Here is a 16,597-nt window from a genome sequence, read left to right as displayed (position 1 = left end):
ATCCCTTGGGGCTCATGTTCGCTGAAGGCACGCAAGCGGTAGGGGCCGCGCTACTCCTCGATCACATCGATCGCTATTTCCGGACAATTGGACTTGGCAAGCCAGGCCTTGTCTTCGAGGCCCGGCGGAACCGTGCCGTCTCCGGCTTCGTGGGCGTTGCCGTATTCGTCGAGCTCGAACAGCTCCGGCGCGAGCGCCTTGCAGCGCGCGTGGCCTTGGCATTTGTCGGGATCGACGCGAACCCTCAGTCGCTCTGTCATTGCGGCTTCCTCGGTCGTATGCGCGCGGCCCGAAGGTGGCGCGCGTTCCTCATGGCAAATTTTATCCGCGGCATTTGCCGCTGGTTCTAAGTTATAGCCTATTACATTCGCGACAGGCTTCCCCTGTCAAGCGCAAACTTATAGGCTCGGCGCAACATGCGTTCACAACTTGCCCGCAAGCCGCACAATACCTACCACCATGGCGATCTCCGCGACGCCCTGATCAAGGCTGCACTGCGCGAGGCCGAGCAGGGCGGAGTGGAGGCGATCAGCATCAAGGCGCTGACTAAACAGCTCGGCGTCTCGCAGCCGGCGCCGTACAGGCATTTCGCCGATCGTGAAGCCTTGCTTGCGGCGGTAACAGCGGAAGCGTTCCGGCAGCTCAGCGTGATCCTGCGGGAGGCGATGGCAAAACCGTCGAAGCAATCGAAACTGTCGCTTCTGGCGCAGGCGACGCTCGATTTCGGCCTGCGCCGCAACGGTATCTATCGGCTGATGTTCGCCTCGCGTACGGTGTCCTGCGCCGCCAAGGGCAGCGAGCTGCACGAAGCCACGCGCGAGACCTTTGCGCTCGTGATCGAAGCGCTGGAGGTACCCGCGGTCGGCTATTTGCGCGAGCGGCACGCGCTCAAGATCTGGGCCGCGCTGCATGGCGTGGTGACGCTGGCCGAGCAGGGGCTTTTCACCGGCGAGGCCGCGCATGCCACGCGCGAGGAGCTGGTCGAGGACTTCGTGAACGAAACGAAGGCCGCGCTCGCTTCAGCGATCAAGGGCGCGCGTCAGAAGCAAAAGGCTCGCGCTTAGGTCTTCGCCGCGAGCAGTTTCATCAGCTTCTGCACTGCGCTGTCCGGCGTCGTCACCACCGGCTTGCCGGTAGCGTCCGCAACCAGCGGCGCCGTTGCCGCGATGCTGAACTGCGCCAGCGCGATGGCGTCGCAATCGCGCAAGCTCCGCGAGGCTTCCACAATCAGCCGATCATGTGTGGCGCGGTCGCCGCGATCGAGTGCAGCCAGCGCGCCTTCGGCAAGTTTCGGCACGACCTGGACGGAGGCGGGGAATTCCGGTGGCATCGAAGCCAGTGTCGGCGGGAAGGTCGAGAGCAGGCCGATCCTTTTGCCCATCGTTACTGCCTGCTCGATCATGGCCTCGTTCGGCTTCAGCACCGGCATCGGCGCATGCGCGGCTGCGACCGCCTCGATGCAGGGGCCGAAGGCCGAGCAGGTGAACAGGATCGCGTCCGCGCTCGTCGCCGCCGCATAATCGCCGAGTGCGAGGAAGCGTTCGGTCATCGTGTCGTTGAGCACGCCGTCACGCGCCAGATCAGCCGACAGGCTGTCGTCGAGCAGGTTCATCAGGCGCGCCTGTGGCCAGGCGAATGCGAAGGCGGCCTCGATCGGGGCGATGGAGTGCTTGAGGGCGTGGATAAGGGCGATGCGCATGATTTTCTTTCCTCCTCTCCCCGCATCCGCCTTCGCTAAAGCTTCGGCGGACTTGCGCGGGGAGAGGTGAAGCACTGTTTACTTGAACGGCACCGCGTACATCAAGCCGCCCTTGCTCCAGAGGCCGTTGAGGCCGCGCTCGAGCTTGAGCGGGCTCGCCTTGCCGACGTTGCGCTCAAAAATCTCGCCGTAATTGCCGGTGGCCTTGATCGCGGTGACCACCCATTTGTTATCGAGCCCAAGCCGTGAGCCGAGATCGCCAGAGGCGCCGAGTAGCCGCTGCACGGCCGGCGTCTGCGACTTCGTCATCTCATCGACATTGGCTTGCGTGACGCCGAGCTCCTCGGCCTCGATCAGGCCGTAATGCAGCCAGGTGATGATGTCGCTCCAGACCTCGTCGCCGTTGCGGGTGAAGGGGCCGAGCGGCTCCTTGCTGATGGTCTGCGGCAGCACGACGTAGTCGGCAGGATTCGGTGCCGCGGTGGTCACGGCGCCGGCAAGCGCGGAGGCGTCCTGGGTCATGGCATCGCAGCGGCCGCCGAAGAAGGTCTGGTACATGGTGTCGACGCGGTCGAACACGAGCGGCTTCCAGTCAATGCCGTTGGCACGGCCGTAGTCGCCGAGCGTGACTTCGTGCGTGGTGCCCTGCGCGACGCAGACGGTGGCGCCCTTGAGGTCCTTCAGCTCCTTCACGCCGAGGTCCTTCTTCACGACAAAACCCTGGCCGTCGTAGAAGTTGATCGGGCCCTGCCGCAGGCCCAGCGTCACGCCGCGCAAGTATGTCTGCGTCGAGTTGCGGTAGAGGACGTCGATCTCGCCCGATTGCAGGGCGGTGAAGCGGTTCTGCGCCGTCAGCGAGACGTAGCGCACCTTGTTGGCGTCTCCGAGCACGCCGGCCGCGAGCGCGCGGCAATAGTCGACGTCGAGGCCCTTGTAATTGCCTTGCGAGTCCGGCGCCGAGAAGCCGGCAAAGCCTGCGCTGACGCCGCACACTAGCGTGCCGCGGCTCTTCACCGTGTCGAGCGTCGCCGCCGACGCAACAACCGTCGATGCTGCGAGCACGCCCGCTGCAATAGCCACTTTCCTCATCATGCTACTCTCCCCTCAGTGATTGACACTACGCAACACGCTGTCAACGGCTGTGCCGAGCTTATCGACGATCAGGTCGATCTCGTCAGCCGAAGCAATATAGGGCGGCGCCAGCAGGACGTGGTCGCCGCGGACGCCGTCCACGGTGCCACCGCCGGGATAGCAGCCGAGCCCGTTGGCGAAAGCCTCGGACTTGATCTTCTGGTTCAGCTTGAGCGCCGGATCGAACGAGGTGCGGCTGGCGCGATCGGCGACGAGCTCGATCGCCCAGAACAGGCCGCGGCCCCTGATGTCGCCGACATGGCGGTGATTGCCAAAACGCTCGGTGAGCCGTTGCTCGAGCTGCCGCCCGCGCTCCTTGACGCGGTCGAGCAGGCTGTCGTCGCGGATCACATCCTGCACAGCGAGCGCGGCCGCGCAGGCGAGGGGATGTGCGAGGTAAGTGTGGCCATGCTGGAACGCGCCAGACCCGGCGCGGATCGTGTCGATGATCTTGCTGCTCGCAAGCATGGCGCCGATCGGCTGGTAGCCGCCGCCAAGACCCTTTGCGATCGCCTGGATATCTGGGGCAATGCCTTCCTGCTGCCAGGCATGCGTGGTGCCGGTGCGGCCCATGCCGCACATGACCTCGTCGAGGATGAGCAGCGCTCCGTGTCGGTCGCAAATCTCGCGCACCGCCTTGAAGTAGCCGTCCGGCGCAGTCACGGCGCCGGCGGTCGCGCCGACGACGGGCTCAGCAAGGAACGCCGCGATCGTGTTCGGGCCAAGCCGCTGGAACTCGGCTTCGAGCTCGGCCGCGAGCCGCGCCACGAACTGCGCGTCCGATTCGCCGTCGTGCTTCTCGTGATACGCAAAGGCCGGCGTGACATGACTGAAGGCGTCCGACAGCAGTGGCGCGTAGGGTGCGCGCCGCCAGGCATTGCCGCCGGCGGCCAGCGCACCGAGCGTGTTGCCGTGATAGCTTTGCCGCCGCGCGATGAAGTGCTGCCGCTGCGGCTCGCCGCGCTCGATGAAATATTGCCGCGCGAGCTTGATGCTGGCTTCGATCGCTTCCGATCCGCCGCTGACGAAATAAGCGTAGGCCAGACCGCCGGGATCGTGCCCGACCAGCGCCTCGGCCAGTGCCTCAGCCGGCTCGGAGGAAAAGAACGCGGTGTGGGCGTAGGCCAACGTCGAGGCCTGCTTCGCCATCGCCGCGATCACACGCGGATGCTGGTGGCCGAGGCAGGAGACCGCCGCGCCGCCGGAGGCGTCGATCACGCGTCGTCCGTCCTCGGCAAAGAGATAGACGCCTTCGCCGCCGATCGCTTTGGGCGGCGTTTCGCGCAACGAACGATGCAGCACGCGGCTTGTGCGAGTGCTCATGGGTCAACCTTTCTCTGAGACATAGGTCGAGGCGGCGGCAAGCCGCGCCTCGGTATCCTGCAGCCGCTTTTTCGCGGCCGCGCCGCCGAGCGAGAACGTCACGGCGGCTAGCGACTGCGCAATCGCGAGCGCGCCGGTGAGACTCGGAAAGAAGCCGGGCGAGGAGGCCGCTTCGAACAGCAGCACGTGGTCGGCGCCCTCGGCCATCGGCGCGGTCACGCTATCCGCAATCGCGATCAGTGTTGCGCCAGCGCGATAGGCGGCCTGCGCGACGCGGACGCTGGCGTTGGTATAAGGCATGAAGCCGATGACGATGACGGCCTCACCGGGGCGGAACGCGCCAAGGTCGAGATCGTCCGGGCCGGACGTGCCGACGATCTGCACCTGTTCGGGACGGAACAGCCGCAGCTCGTAGTTCAGCAATTCCGCGACGCTGCGGCAGCTGCGATAACCGGTGATCCAGATCCGCTTGGCGCCGTGCAGCGCGCGGGCGGCGTCCGCGATCGCATGTGCGGAGATGCGCGGGAGGCCCGCGGCCTCGGCCGCGAGCTTGTCGGTGATGAGCGCGACATCGGCATTCGGCCCGTGGCGGCGGCTCTTGGCGCGGACGGAGAAGGGCGAGGTCTGCGACGGTCGCCGCGCCTCGGTCAGCGCCGCGCGCAATTCGTCCCAGCCGGAATAGCCGATCGCCTTGGCAAGCCGCGTGAACGCGGCGGGATCGGCGCCGGCTTCCGCCGCGAGATCGCGCATCGAGCGGGTGGTGGCGTCGTAATCATTGGCCGCGACGAAACGTCCGACCTCCTGCAACCGCATCGGAAGCGATGGCAACGCAATGCGCAGTTCGCTCAGCGGCGAGGATTTCGCAGGCTCGACCATGAAACATTTGTTGCACGATTTATCGATTGGTGCAACAGTTGACGTGCGCCGCCGGAAATCGTTGTTCTTGAGAAGGATTTTTGCGCTGTGACATCAGATGATCCGAGGCCGCCGCCGCGCCGTCGCCTCCTTGCCGCGTTCGGACACGGCGAGCTGAAAGGCCTGTTCTGGCAGGTGCTGGTGGTCGGGATCGCACTCGCGGTGATCGTCTTCCTCTGGTCCAATACCGTCACCAACCTCTCGGCCCGCCGCATCACCACCGGCTTTGCCTTTCTCGGCCGCGAGGCCGGGATGCCAATCGCCGACAGTCTTCTCTTGTACAGTCCGAAAGACATTTACCTCTGGGCCTTCGTCGTCGGCGTTGCCAACACCTTGCGCGTCGCCGTCATCGGCATCGTGCTTGCGACCATTCTGGGCACGCTGATCGGGATCTCGCGGCTGTCGGCCAACTGGCTGCTGTCGCGGTTCGCGGCCGTTTATGTCGAAGTGCTGCGCGATATCCCGCTGCTGCTCCAGCTCCTGTTCTGGTACGTGCTGATGCAGGCGCTTCCGGCCGCGCGGGCGGCGTGGCGGCCGGTCGAGGGCGTCTTTCTCTCCAATCGCGGTCTGATCCTGCCGGCGATCCCCATCGGACCGCTGCAGCTTTGTGTGATCGGCGCGGCCGTACTGGGCCTAGCTGTGTTCTATGTCATTGAGCGATGGCTGATCGCGCAGCAAATGCGTGATGGCAGGCCGCGGTCGGCGTGGCCCTTTGGGCTTGGTCTGATTGCCGTGGTGCCGACTGCAGTTTCGCTGTTGCTCGGTGTGTCCTGGACCATTGAATGGCCCGAGCTGCGCGGCTTCAATTTCATCGGCGGGCTGACGCTCTCGCCTGAGTATTTCGCGTTGCTGATCGCGCTCGTGACCTACACCTCGGCCTTTATCGCGGAGATCGTGCGTAGCGGCATCCAGTCAGTGCCGCGCGGGCAGTGGGATGCCGCCAACGCGCTCGGCCTGCGTCGCAGCTTCATGCTGCGGCAGATCATCCTGCCACAGGCGCTGCGCGTGATCGTGCCGCCGATGACGAGCCAGTATCTCAATCTGACCAAGAACTCCTCGCTCGCGGTGGCGATCGGCTACCAGGACGTGGTCTCGATCGCCAACACCACGCTGAACCAGACCGGGCAGGCGATCGAAGCGATCGCGCTGATCATGGCGGTGTTCCTCACCATCAGCCTCGGCATCAGCTTCTTCATGAACTGGTACAATGCGCGCATCGCGCTGGTGGAGCGCTAAGCATGACGGCGATCACCGATGTTCCGGAAGCCCCGCGCGCCGCCCGCCGTCCGCAAATAGGCAATCCGGTGCTGCGCTGGCTTCGCGCCAACCTTTTCTCGTCGATCCCGAACGGCATCATCACGGTCGTGCTGCTGGCGATCCTTGGGAAGGGCGTCGCCGGCTTCGTGCAATGGGGCGTTGCGAATGCCGTCTGGCTGACACCGGCAAATGACTCCAGTGCCTGCAAAGCGGTGCGCGGTCTCGGTGCCTGCTGGGCGATCATCCCCGAAAAGTACCGCTTCATTCTGTTCGGCACCTATCCGTTCGACGAGCAGTGGCGGCCGGCGCTGTCGGTTCTGCTGTTCATCGCGCTGTTCTATCTCTCCAGCCGCCGCGCCTTCTGGCGGCGCGAGCTGGCTTATCTCTGGATCGGCGCACTGGCGCTGATCAGCGTGCTGATGTGGGGCGGCGTACTCGGCTTGTCTTTCGTCTCGCAGGATCGTTGGGGCGGATTGCCGGTGACGCTGATCCTCGCCACGTTCGGATTGGCGTTCGGCTTCCCGCTCGGCATCCTCGTCGCGCTTGGCCGGCGCTCAAAGTTGCCGGCGATCCGGTCGCTCTCGGTGCTCTATGTCGAGCTGATCCGCGGCGTGCCGCTGGTGAGCCTGCTGTTCATGGCAAGCGTGATGTTTCCGCTGTTCATGCCCAGCGGCTTCAACATCGACAAGCTGCTGCGCGCGCAGATCGCGATCATCCTGTTCGCGGGCGCGTACCTCGCCGAAGTCATCCGCGGCGGCCTCCAGGCCGTTCCGCGCGGCCAATATGAGGCGGCTGACGCGCTCGGGTTGTCCTACTGGCGCAAGCACCGTCTTATTGTCCTGCCGCAGGCGATCCGCCACGTCATCCCGCCACTGGTCAACACGTTCATTGCCTTCTTCAAGGACACCAGCCTCGTCCTCATCATCGGTATCTTCGACCTGCTGACGACGGCGAAGACGGCGATCATCGATCCGGGCTGGCAGCAATTCTCGGTGGAGGTCTATATCTTCGTCGCCGCGATCTATTTTGTGTTTTGCTTTGCGATGTCGCGCTACAGCCGCGGGCTGGAGGCGCATGCAGCCTCAAGGTGACACTCAATCACGAAATGCTTATGCGGCGCCTATAACGCGAGCCCGGATTCAGACTCGGAATCCTACGCTGTGAGATACACCTCTTATTTGCTGGTGGCACTCACAAGAGGCACGTCACATCATGATGAAGTCAGTTCTCGCAGCGTCGGCCATGCTGGTCGCGCTTTGCTCCGTCGCCTCCGCCCACGAGGCACTGAATCACTCGCGCGCAGCTTCAGCCGCCGCCATGCAGATGTCGGAGACGCATCCAGGCTCCTTCGCCTTCGCCGCTCCGACGGATGAGGCCGGACACGATGCGCATCAGTATCACGGTGGGCCGAAAGCGAACGACTAGGATCTCACCGGCACCGGCGGGGGCAGCCAAGCCCCCGCCGGCGCGGCTCGAATCAGGCCTTCACTTTGGGCTCGATCGGCGTGGTGCCGCGCAGGCCCAAAATGTCCTCGAGCACCTTCGCACCCGCGATCACCTGTGAGTCGGCGCGCGGCGCGCCGACCAGCTGCACGCCGACGGGCAAGCCTGAGGCCGTGAAGCCGCAGGGTAGCGACAGCGCCGGGCAGCAGGCGAGCGTGATGGCGTAGACGATGCCGAGCCATTCGACGTAATTGTCGAAGCGTTTGCCGGCGCATTCGGCGACATAGCGGTGCTCGATCGGAAAGGGCGGCACGATCGTCGTCGGCACCAGCAGCAGATCGTAAGTCTTGAAGAACTCGATCGCGCGCGCGGTCATGCCGACGCGCTGCGCCTCGGCGTGTTCGAGTTTTTCGACCGTGAGCTTGAGGCCTTCCTCGATATTCCAGATCACTTCGGGCTTGAGCAGGTCGCGCTTGGTGCGCAGCAGATTGGCCTTGCTGATCGCAAAATCGAAGGCGCGCAGCACGTGGAAGCATTCGTGCGCCTCGCGCCAATCCGGATGCGCCTCCTCGACGATCGCGCCGGCTTCGGCAAAGCGCTCCGCCGCCTTGCGTGTGATCGCTTTCACCTCGGGATCAACCGGCGTGATGCCGAGGTCGGGCGAATAGGCGATGCGCTTTGGCTTCCTGGCCGAACGCGCCGCCGACAGGAATGAGGTCGCGGGTGCCGGCAGCGACAGCGGATCGTCCGCGTAGTCGCCGCTCATGGCATCTAACAGCAGCGCGAGATCCTCGACATTACGGGCCATCGGGCCCAGAACGCCGAGATTGCGGTCGATGCCCGCTTTCGGCGTATGCGCGACGCGGCCGATGCTCGGCCGCATGCCGGCGATGCCGCAGAAGGCCGCCGGGCTGCGCAGGCTTCCGCCCATGTCTGAGCCCTGCGCGAGCCAGGCCATGCCGGTGGCCAAAGCGACCGCAGCGCCACCGGAGGAGCCTGCGGCTGACTTGGATGTATCCCAGGGATTGAGCGTCGCGCCAAAGACCTCGTTGAAGGTGTTGGCGCCGGCACCGAATTCCGGCGTGTTGGACTTGGCGTAGACGACGGCTCCGTTGGCCTCGAGGTTCTCCACCACGATGTCAGACTTCGCTGGAATATTGTCCTTGAAGATCGGCGAGCCCTGCGTGGTCAGCACGCCCGCAACGTCGGTCAGATCCTTGATCGGCACCGGCAGGCCCGCGAGCAGCCCGCGTGCGCCGGCTGGCTTCTGCATCAGCGCCTTGGCACTATCCCGCGCGCGATCGAAGCACAGCGTCGGCAGCGCGTTGACCTTGCCGTCGACCTCACTGATCCGCTTCTCCACCACATCCAGAAGCTCGAGCAGCGAGACGTCGCCGGACCGCAATTTGTCGACGACAGCGCATGCGGTTTCGCGGATCAGGTCTTGAGACAACTATTTTACTCCTACTCTTTCAAAAGGCTTCGCTGCGCTCACAATGACGTATGAAACTTAACCCCAACCAGCGCTGATGCCGCCATCGACCGTGTAGATCACGCCCGAGGTATAGCCAGCGCGGTCCGATGCGAGGAACGCCATGAGGTCGCCGATCTCGCGCGCATGCGCAGGCCTGCCGAGCGGGAGGCTCTTCTGGAATTCCTTGTAGCGGCTCTCGTCACCGAACTGGTGTTTCGCCCGCGTCTTGAGCAGGGTGACATGGCGGTCAGTGCCGACCGGGCCGGGATTGATGCCGACGACGCGGATGTTGTCGGCGAGGCTCTTGCCCCCGAGTGCGCGGGTAAAGGCCATCAGCGCGGCATTGCCGGCGCTGCCGCAGATGTAATTGGCGTCGAACTTCTCGCCGGCCGCGCCGATGTCGTTGACGATCACGCCGCCGCCCTTGGCTTTCATCTGCGCGTAGATCTGCCGCGTGAGGTTGATGTAGCCGAACACTTTCAATTCCCATGCGTGCCGCCAGGTCGCCTCGTCGATCTTGTCGATCGAGCCGCCTGGGATGTCGCCGGCATTGTTGACGAGGATGTCGATGTCGGCGGCTTCCTTGGCCAGCCGCGCCAAATCCTCGGCCTTGCGCAAGTCGACGACGCTCGTCGCAGCATCGATCTGGTGCGCGGACCGCAACCGATCGGCCAGCGCCTTGAGCTGCTCGCCATTGCGGGCAGCGAGCAGGAGATGAGCGCCTTCCTCGGCAAACGCCTCGGCGGCGGCTGCGCCAATGCCTTTGGACGCGCCGGTGATCAGGACGCGCTTGCCTCGCAGATGCAGATCCATGGGGGGTACTCACAGAATAGGAACACGATGAAATCAGTAGGCGGTCGGCCGCGCCACGGTCAACATTGCAGTGCAGCGTTGCACTGCCCACGACTTTGGTCCATTGCAGTGCGGTCAAAAAAGGCGGCGGCTGCCGGACCAACCAGGGACGTTCTCGATGAGCAAGAAACAATACCGGATCGCAGTCATTCCCGGCGATGGCATTGGCAAGGAAGTGATACCGGAAGGCCTGCGCGTTTTGGAGGCGGCCGCGAAGAAGCACGGCGTGTCCCTGCATTTCGATCATTTCGACTTCTCGTCCTGGGACTATTACGAGAAGCACGGCCAGATGATGCCGGATGACTGGAAGGAGAAGATCGGCAAGCACGATGCGATCTACTTCGGCGCGGTCGGCTGGCCGGCAAAAATCCCGGATCACGTCTCGCTGTGGGGCTCGCTAATCAAGTTTCGCCGCGAGTTCGACCAGTACGTGAATTTGCGCCCAGTGCGCCTGATGCCCGGCGTGCCGTCGCCGCTGGCTGGCCGCAAGCCCGGTGACATCGATTTCTGGGTGGTGCGCGAGAACACCGAAGGTGAATATTCCTCGGTCGGCGGCCGCATGTTCCCCGACACCGATCGCGAGTTCGTCACGCAGCAGACCGTGATGACCCGCGTGGGTGTCGACCGTATCCTGAAATTCGCCTTCGAGCTTGCGCAGTCGAGGCCGAAGAAGCACTTGACCTCGGCGACCAAGTCCAACGGTATCTCCATCACCATGCCCTATTGGGACGAGCGCGTGGAGGCGATGGCCAAGAAGTTTCCAGGCGTGAAGTGGGACAAGTACCACATCGACATTCTGACCGCGAACTTCGTGCTGCATCCGGACTGGTTCGACGTCGTGGTCGGCTCGAATCTGTTCGGCGACATCCTCTCGGATCTCGGCCCCGCCTGCACCGGCACCATCGGCATCGCGCCGTCCGGCAACATCAACCCTGAAGGCAATTTCCCGTCGGTGTTTGAACCCGTGCACGGCTCGGCACCCGATATCGCCGGACAGGGCATCGCCAACCCGATCGGCGCGATCTGGTCAGGCGCGATGATGTTCGAGCATCTCGGCGAGAAGGAAGCAGGCCGATCGATCGTCGATGCGATCGAGCGCACGCTGGCAGAGCGCACGCTCCGCACCAAGGATCTCGGCGGCAATGCTGATACGACGGCGTGTGGTAAAGCGGTCGCGGACATGGTGGATTAGGCAACACGCTAGCCACGGGGGCGTCTTTGCCCCCGTGCGCAGTTGCTACATTGCCGGCAGTTAGCCCGCGATCTTCTCAACCGCCGCCTGATCCAGCCCGAACCGCTTTCCAGCTTCCAAAATATCCCGCCAAGTGGTCGGATCGACCGGGATGCCTTCGGCCAGGCGCTTCTTCTTGGTCTCGCGCTCGGGCTCGCCTGCGATCTTGACCTTGTCGACGCCAGGAGCGGGCGGCGAGCCGGTGTGCCATGCGACGAAGCTCTCGACTTCGCGCGCCAGATTCTCGCCGGTGCCGAGCTTGCTCGGGTCGATGATGATCGAGAACATGCCGTTGAGGACGTTGTGCTTGCCGTCGGATGGGCCCTTGACCACCTGACCTCCGGAGAGCGCGCCGCCGAGGATTTCGCAGACCAGCGCGAGCCCCGAACCCTTGTGCTCGCCAAACGGCAGGATGGCGCCGTGCGGCGGGATCACAGTGTAGCGCGGATTGACGGTGGGCTTGCCTTCATTATCGATGATGGTGCCGGGCTCGAGCTCGACACCCTTGTTGTGGGCGACACGTGTCTTGCCCTGCGCGATCTTGCTGGTGGCGAAGTCGAGCACGATCGGCTCCTTGCCGGCGCGGGGGATGCCGACGCAGAACGGATTGGTGCCATGGCGCGCGTCGCTGCCGCCCCAGGGCGCCACGATCGGGCGCGAAAGCACGTTGACGAAGTGGATCGACACCAGCCCGTGGTCGATGCACTGCTCGGCCCAGTGGCCGATGCGGCCGATGTGATGCGAATTCGAAAGGCCGACGACGCAGACGCCGCTACGCTTGGCGCGCTCGGCAGCCAGCTCCATCGCTTCATGGCCGATCACCTGGCCATAGCCGGTGAGGCCGTCGAGGGTGAGAAGCGGACCGGTGTCGAGCACGATCTTGACGTGCTGGTTCACGGCGAGGCCGCCCGTGGTGACACTCTCCACATAGCGCGGGATCATGCCGACGCCGTGCGAGTCGTGTCCCTTGAGATTGGCCTCGACGAGGTTGGTGGATACGAGCTCGGCCTCGCGGTCCGTGGAGCCGCCGGCCTTTACGATGGCGCGGACGACATTGGTGAGCGGCTGTGCCTTGATGTTGCGATAGTCGGCCATTGTTGCTGCTCTTATCCTTTCACAATTCTGCGGCAGTGCTCCCACGCCGCTTCAATCAGGTTCTCGCTGGCTTCCGGCGTGCGGAAGGCGGAATGCGCCGACAGCGTCACGTTGGGCAGCCTGGTCAGCGGATGATCGCCGGGCAGGGGCTCGATGTTGAAGACGTCGAGACCGGCATGACGGATATGGCCGGACTTCAGCGCGTCGATCATCGCGGTCTCGTCGACGACGGCGGCGCGGGCGGTGTTGATGAGGATGACGCCGGGCTTCATCTTGGCGATCTTCTCGCGCGTAATCATGCCGCGCGTCTCGTCGTTGAGCAGCAGGTGCAGCGACACCACGTCGCTCGTCGCCAGCACGGTGTCGAGATCGGTGAATGTGACGCCCGGATGGCTTTTCGGCGATCTATTCCAGGCGATCACCCTCATGCCGCTCCCCGACGCAATGCGCGCAACTTCTGCTGCGATGCCGCCGAAGCCGATCAGACCGAGCGTCTTGCCGGTGAGCTGCATGCCGTCCTCGCGCAGCCAGTTGCCGGCGCGCATCTCGCGATCCATCGTCGCGATGACGCGGGCCGACGCCCACATCAGCGCGATCGCGGATTCCGCCACGGCCGTGTCGCCATAGCCCTTGATCAGATGCACGGAAATTCCGAGCTCGCTAAGCTCTTCCGGATTCATATAGCTGCGCGCACCGGTGCCGAGGAACACCACGTGCTTGAGTCCTGCGCACTTCTTCGCAACCTCGGTCGGCAATGCGGTGTGATCGACGATGGCGATCTCGGCGCCATCAAGGATTTCCGGATATTGCTCAGGCTTGATGTCGGGATCCCTGTGGATCTGCACCTTGGGATCACCGGGCGTCTCCAGCCGCTCCATGATCACGGCGAGCGCTTCATTGGCGTCGACGAAAACTCCGCGCATAGTTCTCTCCGGTCAGGATGTGACGCCGGCGATCGCCAGCACGGTGTGCATCAGCACGTTGGTGCCCGCGGCGCAGTCGGGCTGCGTGGCATCCTCCAGCTCGTTGTGGCTGATGCCGTCCTTGCAGGGCACGAACACCATCGCCGCCGGCATGATGGTGTTGAGGTTGCAGGCGTCGTGGCCGGCGCCAGAGGTGATGCGGCGCGAGGAATAGCCGAGCGTCTTGGCCGCGTTCTCGACCGCTGCAATGAGCTTGGGATCGAAACGCGTTGGCGGCTTGCGCCAGACAAGGTCTATCTTGACCTCGACCTTGCGGCGCGTGGCGATCTCGGCAATGGCGGCGCGCAAATCGCGATCGAGCGCATCCATGATCGCGCCATCCGCGCTGCGGCAGTCCATGGTGAAGGCGATCTCGCCGGGAATGACGTTGCGCGAGGGATTTGCGATCACGGCCTCGCCGATGGTGCCGACCGCCTTCGGTCCGTGCTTCTTTGCGATGGCCTCCATCGCCAGCACGATTTCGGATAGTGTCGCCAGCGCATCGCGCCGCAGCGGCATCGGCGTCGAGCCCGCATGGCTCTCGAATCCGGAAATCTTGCCGTCGTACCAGAGCACGCCCTGGCCGGAATCGACTACGCCGATGGTCTTGCCTTCGGCTTCCAGAATCGGACCCTGCTCGATGTGCAGCTCGACGAAGCAGCCGAGTTTCTGGAAGCCGACCGGCTTGTCGCCGCGATAGCCGATGCCGTCGAGCGCCTGGCCGACGGTGATGCCTTCAACGTCCTTGCGCGAGAGGATGTCATCGGTGGTGAAATCGCCGACGTAAGCAGCGGATGCCATCATAGCCGGCGCAAAGCGCGAGCCTTCCTCGTTGGTCCAGTTGACGATGCAGATCGGCGCTTCGGTCTCGATGCCGGCATCGTTCAGCGTGCGGATCACTTCCAGCGCGCCGAGCGTGCCCAGAATCCCATCATACTTGCCGCCGGTCGGCTGTGTGTCGAGATGCGAGCCGATGCCGACGGGCGGCTTCGACATGTCACGTCCCTTGCGCAGGCCGAACTGCGAGCCGAGTGCATCCGTGTGCACTTCGAGGCCCGCGTCCTCGCAAGCCTTGCGGAACCAGTCGCGCACCTGCTTGTCTTCGCCGCTCAGTGTCAGCCGCCGCACACCGCCCTTGGCCGTCCCGCCGAATTGCGCGGTCTCGTGAATGGAGCCCCAGAGGCGGGCGGAATCGATTTGCAGATTGGTCGCGGCTCGGCTCATGCGTCAGTCCATCTTGGCTATCATTCCCGGATCGCGCGTCGCGAGTCCTGGAATGACGATCGATTGTCCGGCGGCTTTTTCAATGACGCGCCAGCGCGGGCGCGTCAACCGCGAGGCTGCTCTGCGCAATCTGACATGCCAGTTCGGCGACGCGCTGCACCGCGACGACGTCGGGCGAGGCGAGCCAGCTCGCGGTGAATGTCAGCGGCGCGATTTCGAGATCGGTATCGAGCAGTTGCAGCCGCCCGTCTGCGAGTTCGTTCTCGACGATGGCGTCGGGGATCACGGCGATGCCGAGCCCTTCGACCGCCATGTGAATGACGGTTGCGAGCGATGCGGAAGCATGCAGACGGATCGGCGGCAGCTCCGGCCGGTCGAATACCTCGCGCACGACCTCGTAGGGCCTGGTCTTGCGCGGAAAAGTGATGATAGGAAACCGCGCCAGCTCTGCCCGCGTCACCGGGCCATGGCCGAGCCCGAGTGAGGGGCTTGCGAGAAAGCCGATCGGGTAATCGGCCAGCACGCGGTTGTGCACGCCGGAGGCTGACAGCGGTCCGACCACGAAGGCAAGCTCGATCTCCTGCGCGAGCAGGCGCGCGGTGAGGTTTGGCGTGATGTCGACCTCGATCTCCAGCGACAGGTTCGGATAGACCTCGTTCATGCTCTTCACCAGCCGCGGCAGCCAAGTGTGCACGATGGTCTCGGCGACACCGAGGCGCATCACCCCGCGCATGGCGGAGCGGTCGCCGACCTCGGCCATCATCTGAGCGCGCAGTCCGATCAGCTTCTCGGCATAGACCATCATCTGACGGCCGCTCGGGGTGGGCGAGGCGACGCGATGATCGCGGTTGAGGAGCTTTACGCCCATCTCGCGCTCGAGCTGGGCTATGCGCTGGGAGATCGCCGGCTGGGTCGTATTGAGCCGTGCTGCGGCGCCGCGGAAGCTGCCGAGCTTCACAACCCAGAGAAACGTCTCGATCGATCTAAAGTCTAACATTAGAAGGATTTTCCAATCCGATAAATTAGATTTATCGATCTTGATTAGAAAGGAAGATTAGACTTTATAGCACTCTTGGTGTTGGCTGTCTTTGTCGAGTTTATAGGCAGGTCGATCACATGACTGTTTTGGTGGCAGCGCAGCAAACTGAAACACCCGACACGCTCCCAAGCCGCCAGGCGCGGCTCGCCTATCGTGGCGGCGAGGTCGGTTCCACCGCAGGTGTCGCCCCCGGCTTCGTCCAGGGCAATCTGGCGATCCTGCCGGCGGAATATGCCAGCGCTTTTCATCGCTTCTGCCAGCTCAATCCAAAACCGTGCCCGATCATCGGGATGTCCGACGTCGGCAGCCCGCACATCCCCGCGCTCGGCGCCGATCTCGACATCCGCACTGACGTGCCGCGCTACCGCGTCTGGCGCGATGGCGAAGTCGTGGATGAGCCGACCGACGTGACCAAGCATTGGCGCGACGATCTCGTGACCTTCGTGCTCGGCTGCTCGTTCTCCTTTGAAGAGGCGCTGCTCGACGAGGGCATGCCGATCCGCCACATCGAGCAGAACGTGCGCGTGCCGATGTACCGCACCAACATCGCCTGCGGCGAGGCCGGGCCGTTCGCCGGCCCCATGGTGGTGTCGATGCGCCCGTTCAAACCGGCGGATGCGATCCGCGCGGTGCAGATCACCTCGCGCTATCCGGCCGTGCACGGCGCGCCGGTGCATCTCGGCCATCCGCATTTGATCGGCATCAAGGACATCGCCAAGCCCGATTATGGCGACCCGGTGCCTGTCGCCGAGGACGAGATCCCGGTATTCTGGGCCTGCGGCGTGACGCCGCAATCGGTGATCAACGCCGCCAAGGTCCCGTTCGCGATCACGCATTCGCCGGGGCTGATGCTGGTCACTGATCTGAAGAACAGGAATATGGCCGTGATTTAGTGGGCAGCACTTGCTGCTTCTTCAGGCTTTACGCTATCCACCAATCGCTTCATTCGATA

The 16,597-nt window shown here is 64.2% G+C and carries 17 protein-coding genes; 6 read left to right on the top strand and 11 right to left on the bottom strand.

The annotated features are described in order from the left end of the window. Positions 1-50: 50 nt before the first annotated feature. Positions 51-260, bottom strand: a complete 210-nt coding sequence (locus tag ACPPVR_RS30510) for a ferredoxin (RefSeq protein WP_045008980.1) — start codon at positions 258-260, stop codon at positions 51-53. A 156-nt stretch (positions 261-416) separates the two neighbouring features. Between ACPPVR_RS30510 and ACPPVR_RS30505 the strand changes: the two genes are divergently transcribed. Continuing rightward, a complete protein-coding gene (locus ACPPVR_RS30505) occupies positions 417-1,064 on the top strand; it encodes a TetR/AcrR family transcriptional regulator (protein ID WP_426610253.1) in 648 nt (215 codons plus the stop codon). On the opposite strand, the gene ACPPVR_RS30500 is transcribed toward ACPPVR_RS30505, so the two are convergent. From ACPPVR_RS30500 to ACPPVR_RS30485, 4 genes are all read right to left on the bottom strand, one after another. Continuing rightward, on the bottom strand, positions 1,061-1,699 hold the full coding sequence (locus ACPPVR_RS30500; RefSeq protein WP_426610252.1) for an aspartate/glutamate racemase family protein: 639 nt from the start codon (positions 1,697-1,699) through the stop codon (positions 1,061-1,063). The genes ACPPVR_RS30505 and ACPPVR_RS30500 overlap by 4 nt on opposite strands. Before the next feature lie 78 nt (positions 1,700-1,777). Next, positions 1,778-2,791: an amino acid ABC transporter substrate-binding protein gene (locus tag ACPPVR_RS30495; protein ID WP_426610251.1), complete on the bottom strand. Its 1,014-nt coding sequence runs from the start codon at positions 2,789-2,791 to the stop codon at positions 1,778-1,780. Positions 2,792-2,803: 12 nt separating this feature from the next. Beyond that, positions 2,804-4,153, bottom strand: coding sequence for an aspartate aminotransferase family protein (locus tag ACPPVR_RS30490; RefSeq protein ID WP_426610250.1), 1,350 nt, complete (start codon positions 4,151-4,153; stop codon positions 2,804-2,806). Positions 4,154-4,156: 3 nt separating this feature from the next. Continuing rightward, complete coding sequence (locus ACPPVR_RS30485) at positions 4,157-5,029, bottom strand: MurR/RpiR family transcriptional regulator (RefSeq protein ID WP_426610249.1); 873 nt, start codon at positions 5,027-5,029, stop codon at positions 4,157-4,159. Positions 5,030-5,116: 87 nt separating this feature from the next. Here ACPPVR_RS30485 and ACPPVR_RS30480 point away from each other — a divergent pair, with 87 nt between their 5' ends. The 3 genes from ACPPVR_RS30480 to ACPPVR_RS30470 all read left to right on the top strand — a co-directional run bounded on the left by ACPPVR_RS30480 (position 5,117) and on the right by ACPPVR_RS30470 (position 7,750). Then, positions 5,117-6,304 (top strand): amino acid ABC transporter permease, encoded by a 1,188-nt coding sequence (locus ACPPVR_RS30480; protein WP_426610248.1) that lies wholly within the window; start codon positions 5,117-5,119, stop codon positions 6,302-6,304. Positions 6,305-6,306: 2 nt separating this feature from the next. After that, the gene (locus ACPPVR_RS30475; RefSeq protein ID WP_426610247.1) at positions 6,307-7,416 is read left to right on the top strand and encodes an amino acid ABC transporter permease; all 1,110 of its coding nucleotides are present in this window, start codon (positions 6,307-6,309) and stop codon (positions 7,414-7,416) included. 121 nt (positions 7,417-7,537) lie between these two features. Beyond that, positions 7,538-7,750: a hypothetical protein gene (locus tag ACPPVR_RS30470; RefSeq protein WP_426610246.1), complete on the top strand. Its 213-nt coding sequence runs from the start codon at positions 7,538-7,540 to the stop codon at positions 7,748-7,750. A 52-nt stretch (positions 7,751-7,802) separates the two neighbouring features. Here the strand turns inward: ACPPVR_RS30470 and ACPPVR_RS30465 are convergent, their stop codons facing one another. Together ACPPVR_RS30465 and ACPPVR_RS30460 are read right to left on the bottom strand one after the other, a co-directional pair. Continuing rightward, the gene (locus tag ACPPVR_RS30465; RefSeq protein ID WP_426610245.1) at positions 7,803-9,221 is read right to left on the bottom strand and encodes an amidase; all 1,419 of its coding nucleotides are present in this window, start codon (positions 9,219-9,221) and stop codon (positions 7,803-7,805) included. Between the two features lie 57 nt (positions 9,222-9,278). Further along, a complete protein-coding gene (locus ACPPVR_RS30460; RefSeq protein WP_426610244.1) occupies positions 9,279-10,055 on the bottom strand; it encodes an SDR family oxidoreductase in 777 nt (258 codons plus the stop codon). Between the two features lie 157 nt (positions 10,056-10,212). Here ACPPVR_RS30460 and ACPPVR_RS30455 point away from each other — a divergent pair, with 157 nt between their 5' ends. Continuing rightward, a complete protein-coding gene (locus ACPPVR_RS30455; protein WP_426610243.1) occupies positions 10,213-11,286 on the top strand; it encodes a tartrate dehydrogenase in 1,074 nt (357 codons plus the stop codon). 60 nt (positions 11,287-11,346) lie between these two features. Here the strand turns inward: ACPPVR_RS30455 and ACPPVR_RS30450 are convergent, their stop codons facing one another. The 4 genes from ACPPVR_RS30450 to ACPPVR_RS30435 form a co-directional block, all read right to left on the bottom strand. Beyond that, positions 11,347-12,420 (bottom strand): malate/lactate/ureidoglycolate dehydrogenase, encoded by a 1,074-nt coding sequence (locus ACPPVR_RS30450; protein ID WP_426610242.1) that lies wholly within the window; start codon positions 12,418-12,420, stop codon positions 11,347-11,349. An 11-nt stretch (positions 12,421-12,431) separates the two neighbouring features. Further along, positions 12,432-13,343 (bottom strand): NAD(P)-dependent oxidoreductase, encoded by a 912-nt coding sequence (locus ACPPVR_RS30445; protein ID WP_426610241.1) that lies wholly within the window; start codon positions 13,341-13,343, stop codon positions 12,432-12,434. A gap of 12 nt (positions 13,344-13,355) precedes the next feature. Further along, positions 13,356-14,606 (bottom strand): Zn-dependent hydrolase, encoded by a 1,251-nt coding sequence (locus ACPPVR_RS30440; RefSeq protein ID WP_426610240.1) that lies wholly within the window; start codon positions 14,604-14,606, stop codon positions 13,356-13,358. Between the two features lie 79 nt (positions 14,607-14,685). Beyond that, positions 14,686-15,603 carry a LysR family transcriptional regulator gene (locus tag ACPPVR_RS30435; protein ID WP_426610239.1) on the bottom strand — a complete coding sequence of 306 codons (918 nt, stop codon included), beginning with the start codon at positions 15,601-15,603 and terminating at the stop codon, positions 14,686-14,688. 119 nt (positions 15,604-15,722) lie between these two features. Here ACPPVR_RS30435 and ACPPVR_RS30430 point away from each other — a divergent pair, with 119 nt between their 5' ends. Next, positions 15,723-16,538 (top strand): putative hydro-lyase, encoded by an 816-nt coding sequence (locus ACPPVR_RS30430; RefSeq protein ID WP_426610238.1) that lies wholly within the window; start codon positions 15,723-15,725, stop codon positions 16,536-16,538. Positions 16,539-16,597 lie beyond the last annotated feature (59 nt).

It is taken from the genome of Bradyrhizobium sp. McL0616 (assembly GCF_049993385.1).
Taxonomy (GTDB): domain Bacteria; phylum Pseudomonadota; class Alphaproteobacteria; order Rhizobiales; family Xanthobacteraceae; genus Bradyrhizobium.
Note: the sequence above shows the minus strand (reverse complement) of the source record. Positions and strands in the feature narration are given on the sequence as shown.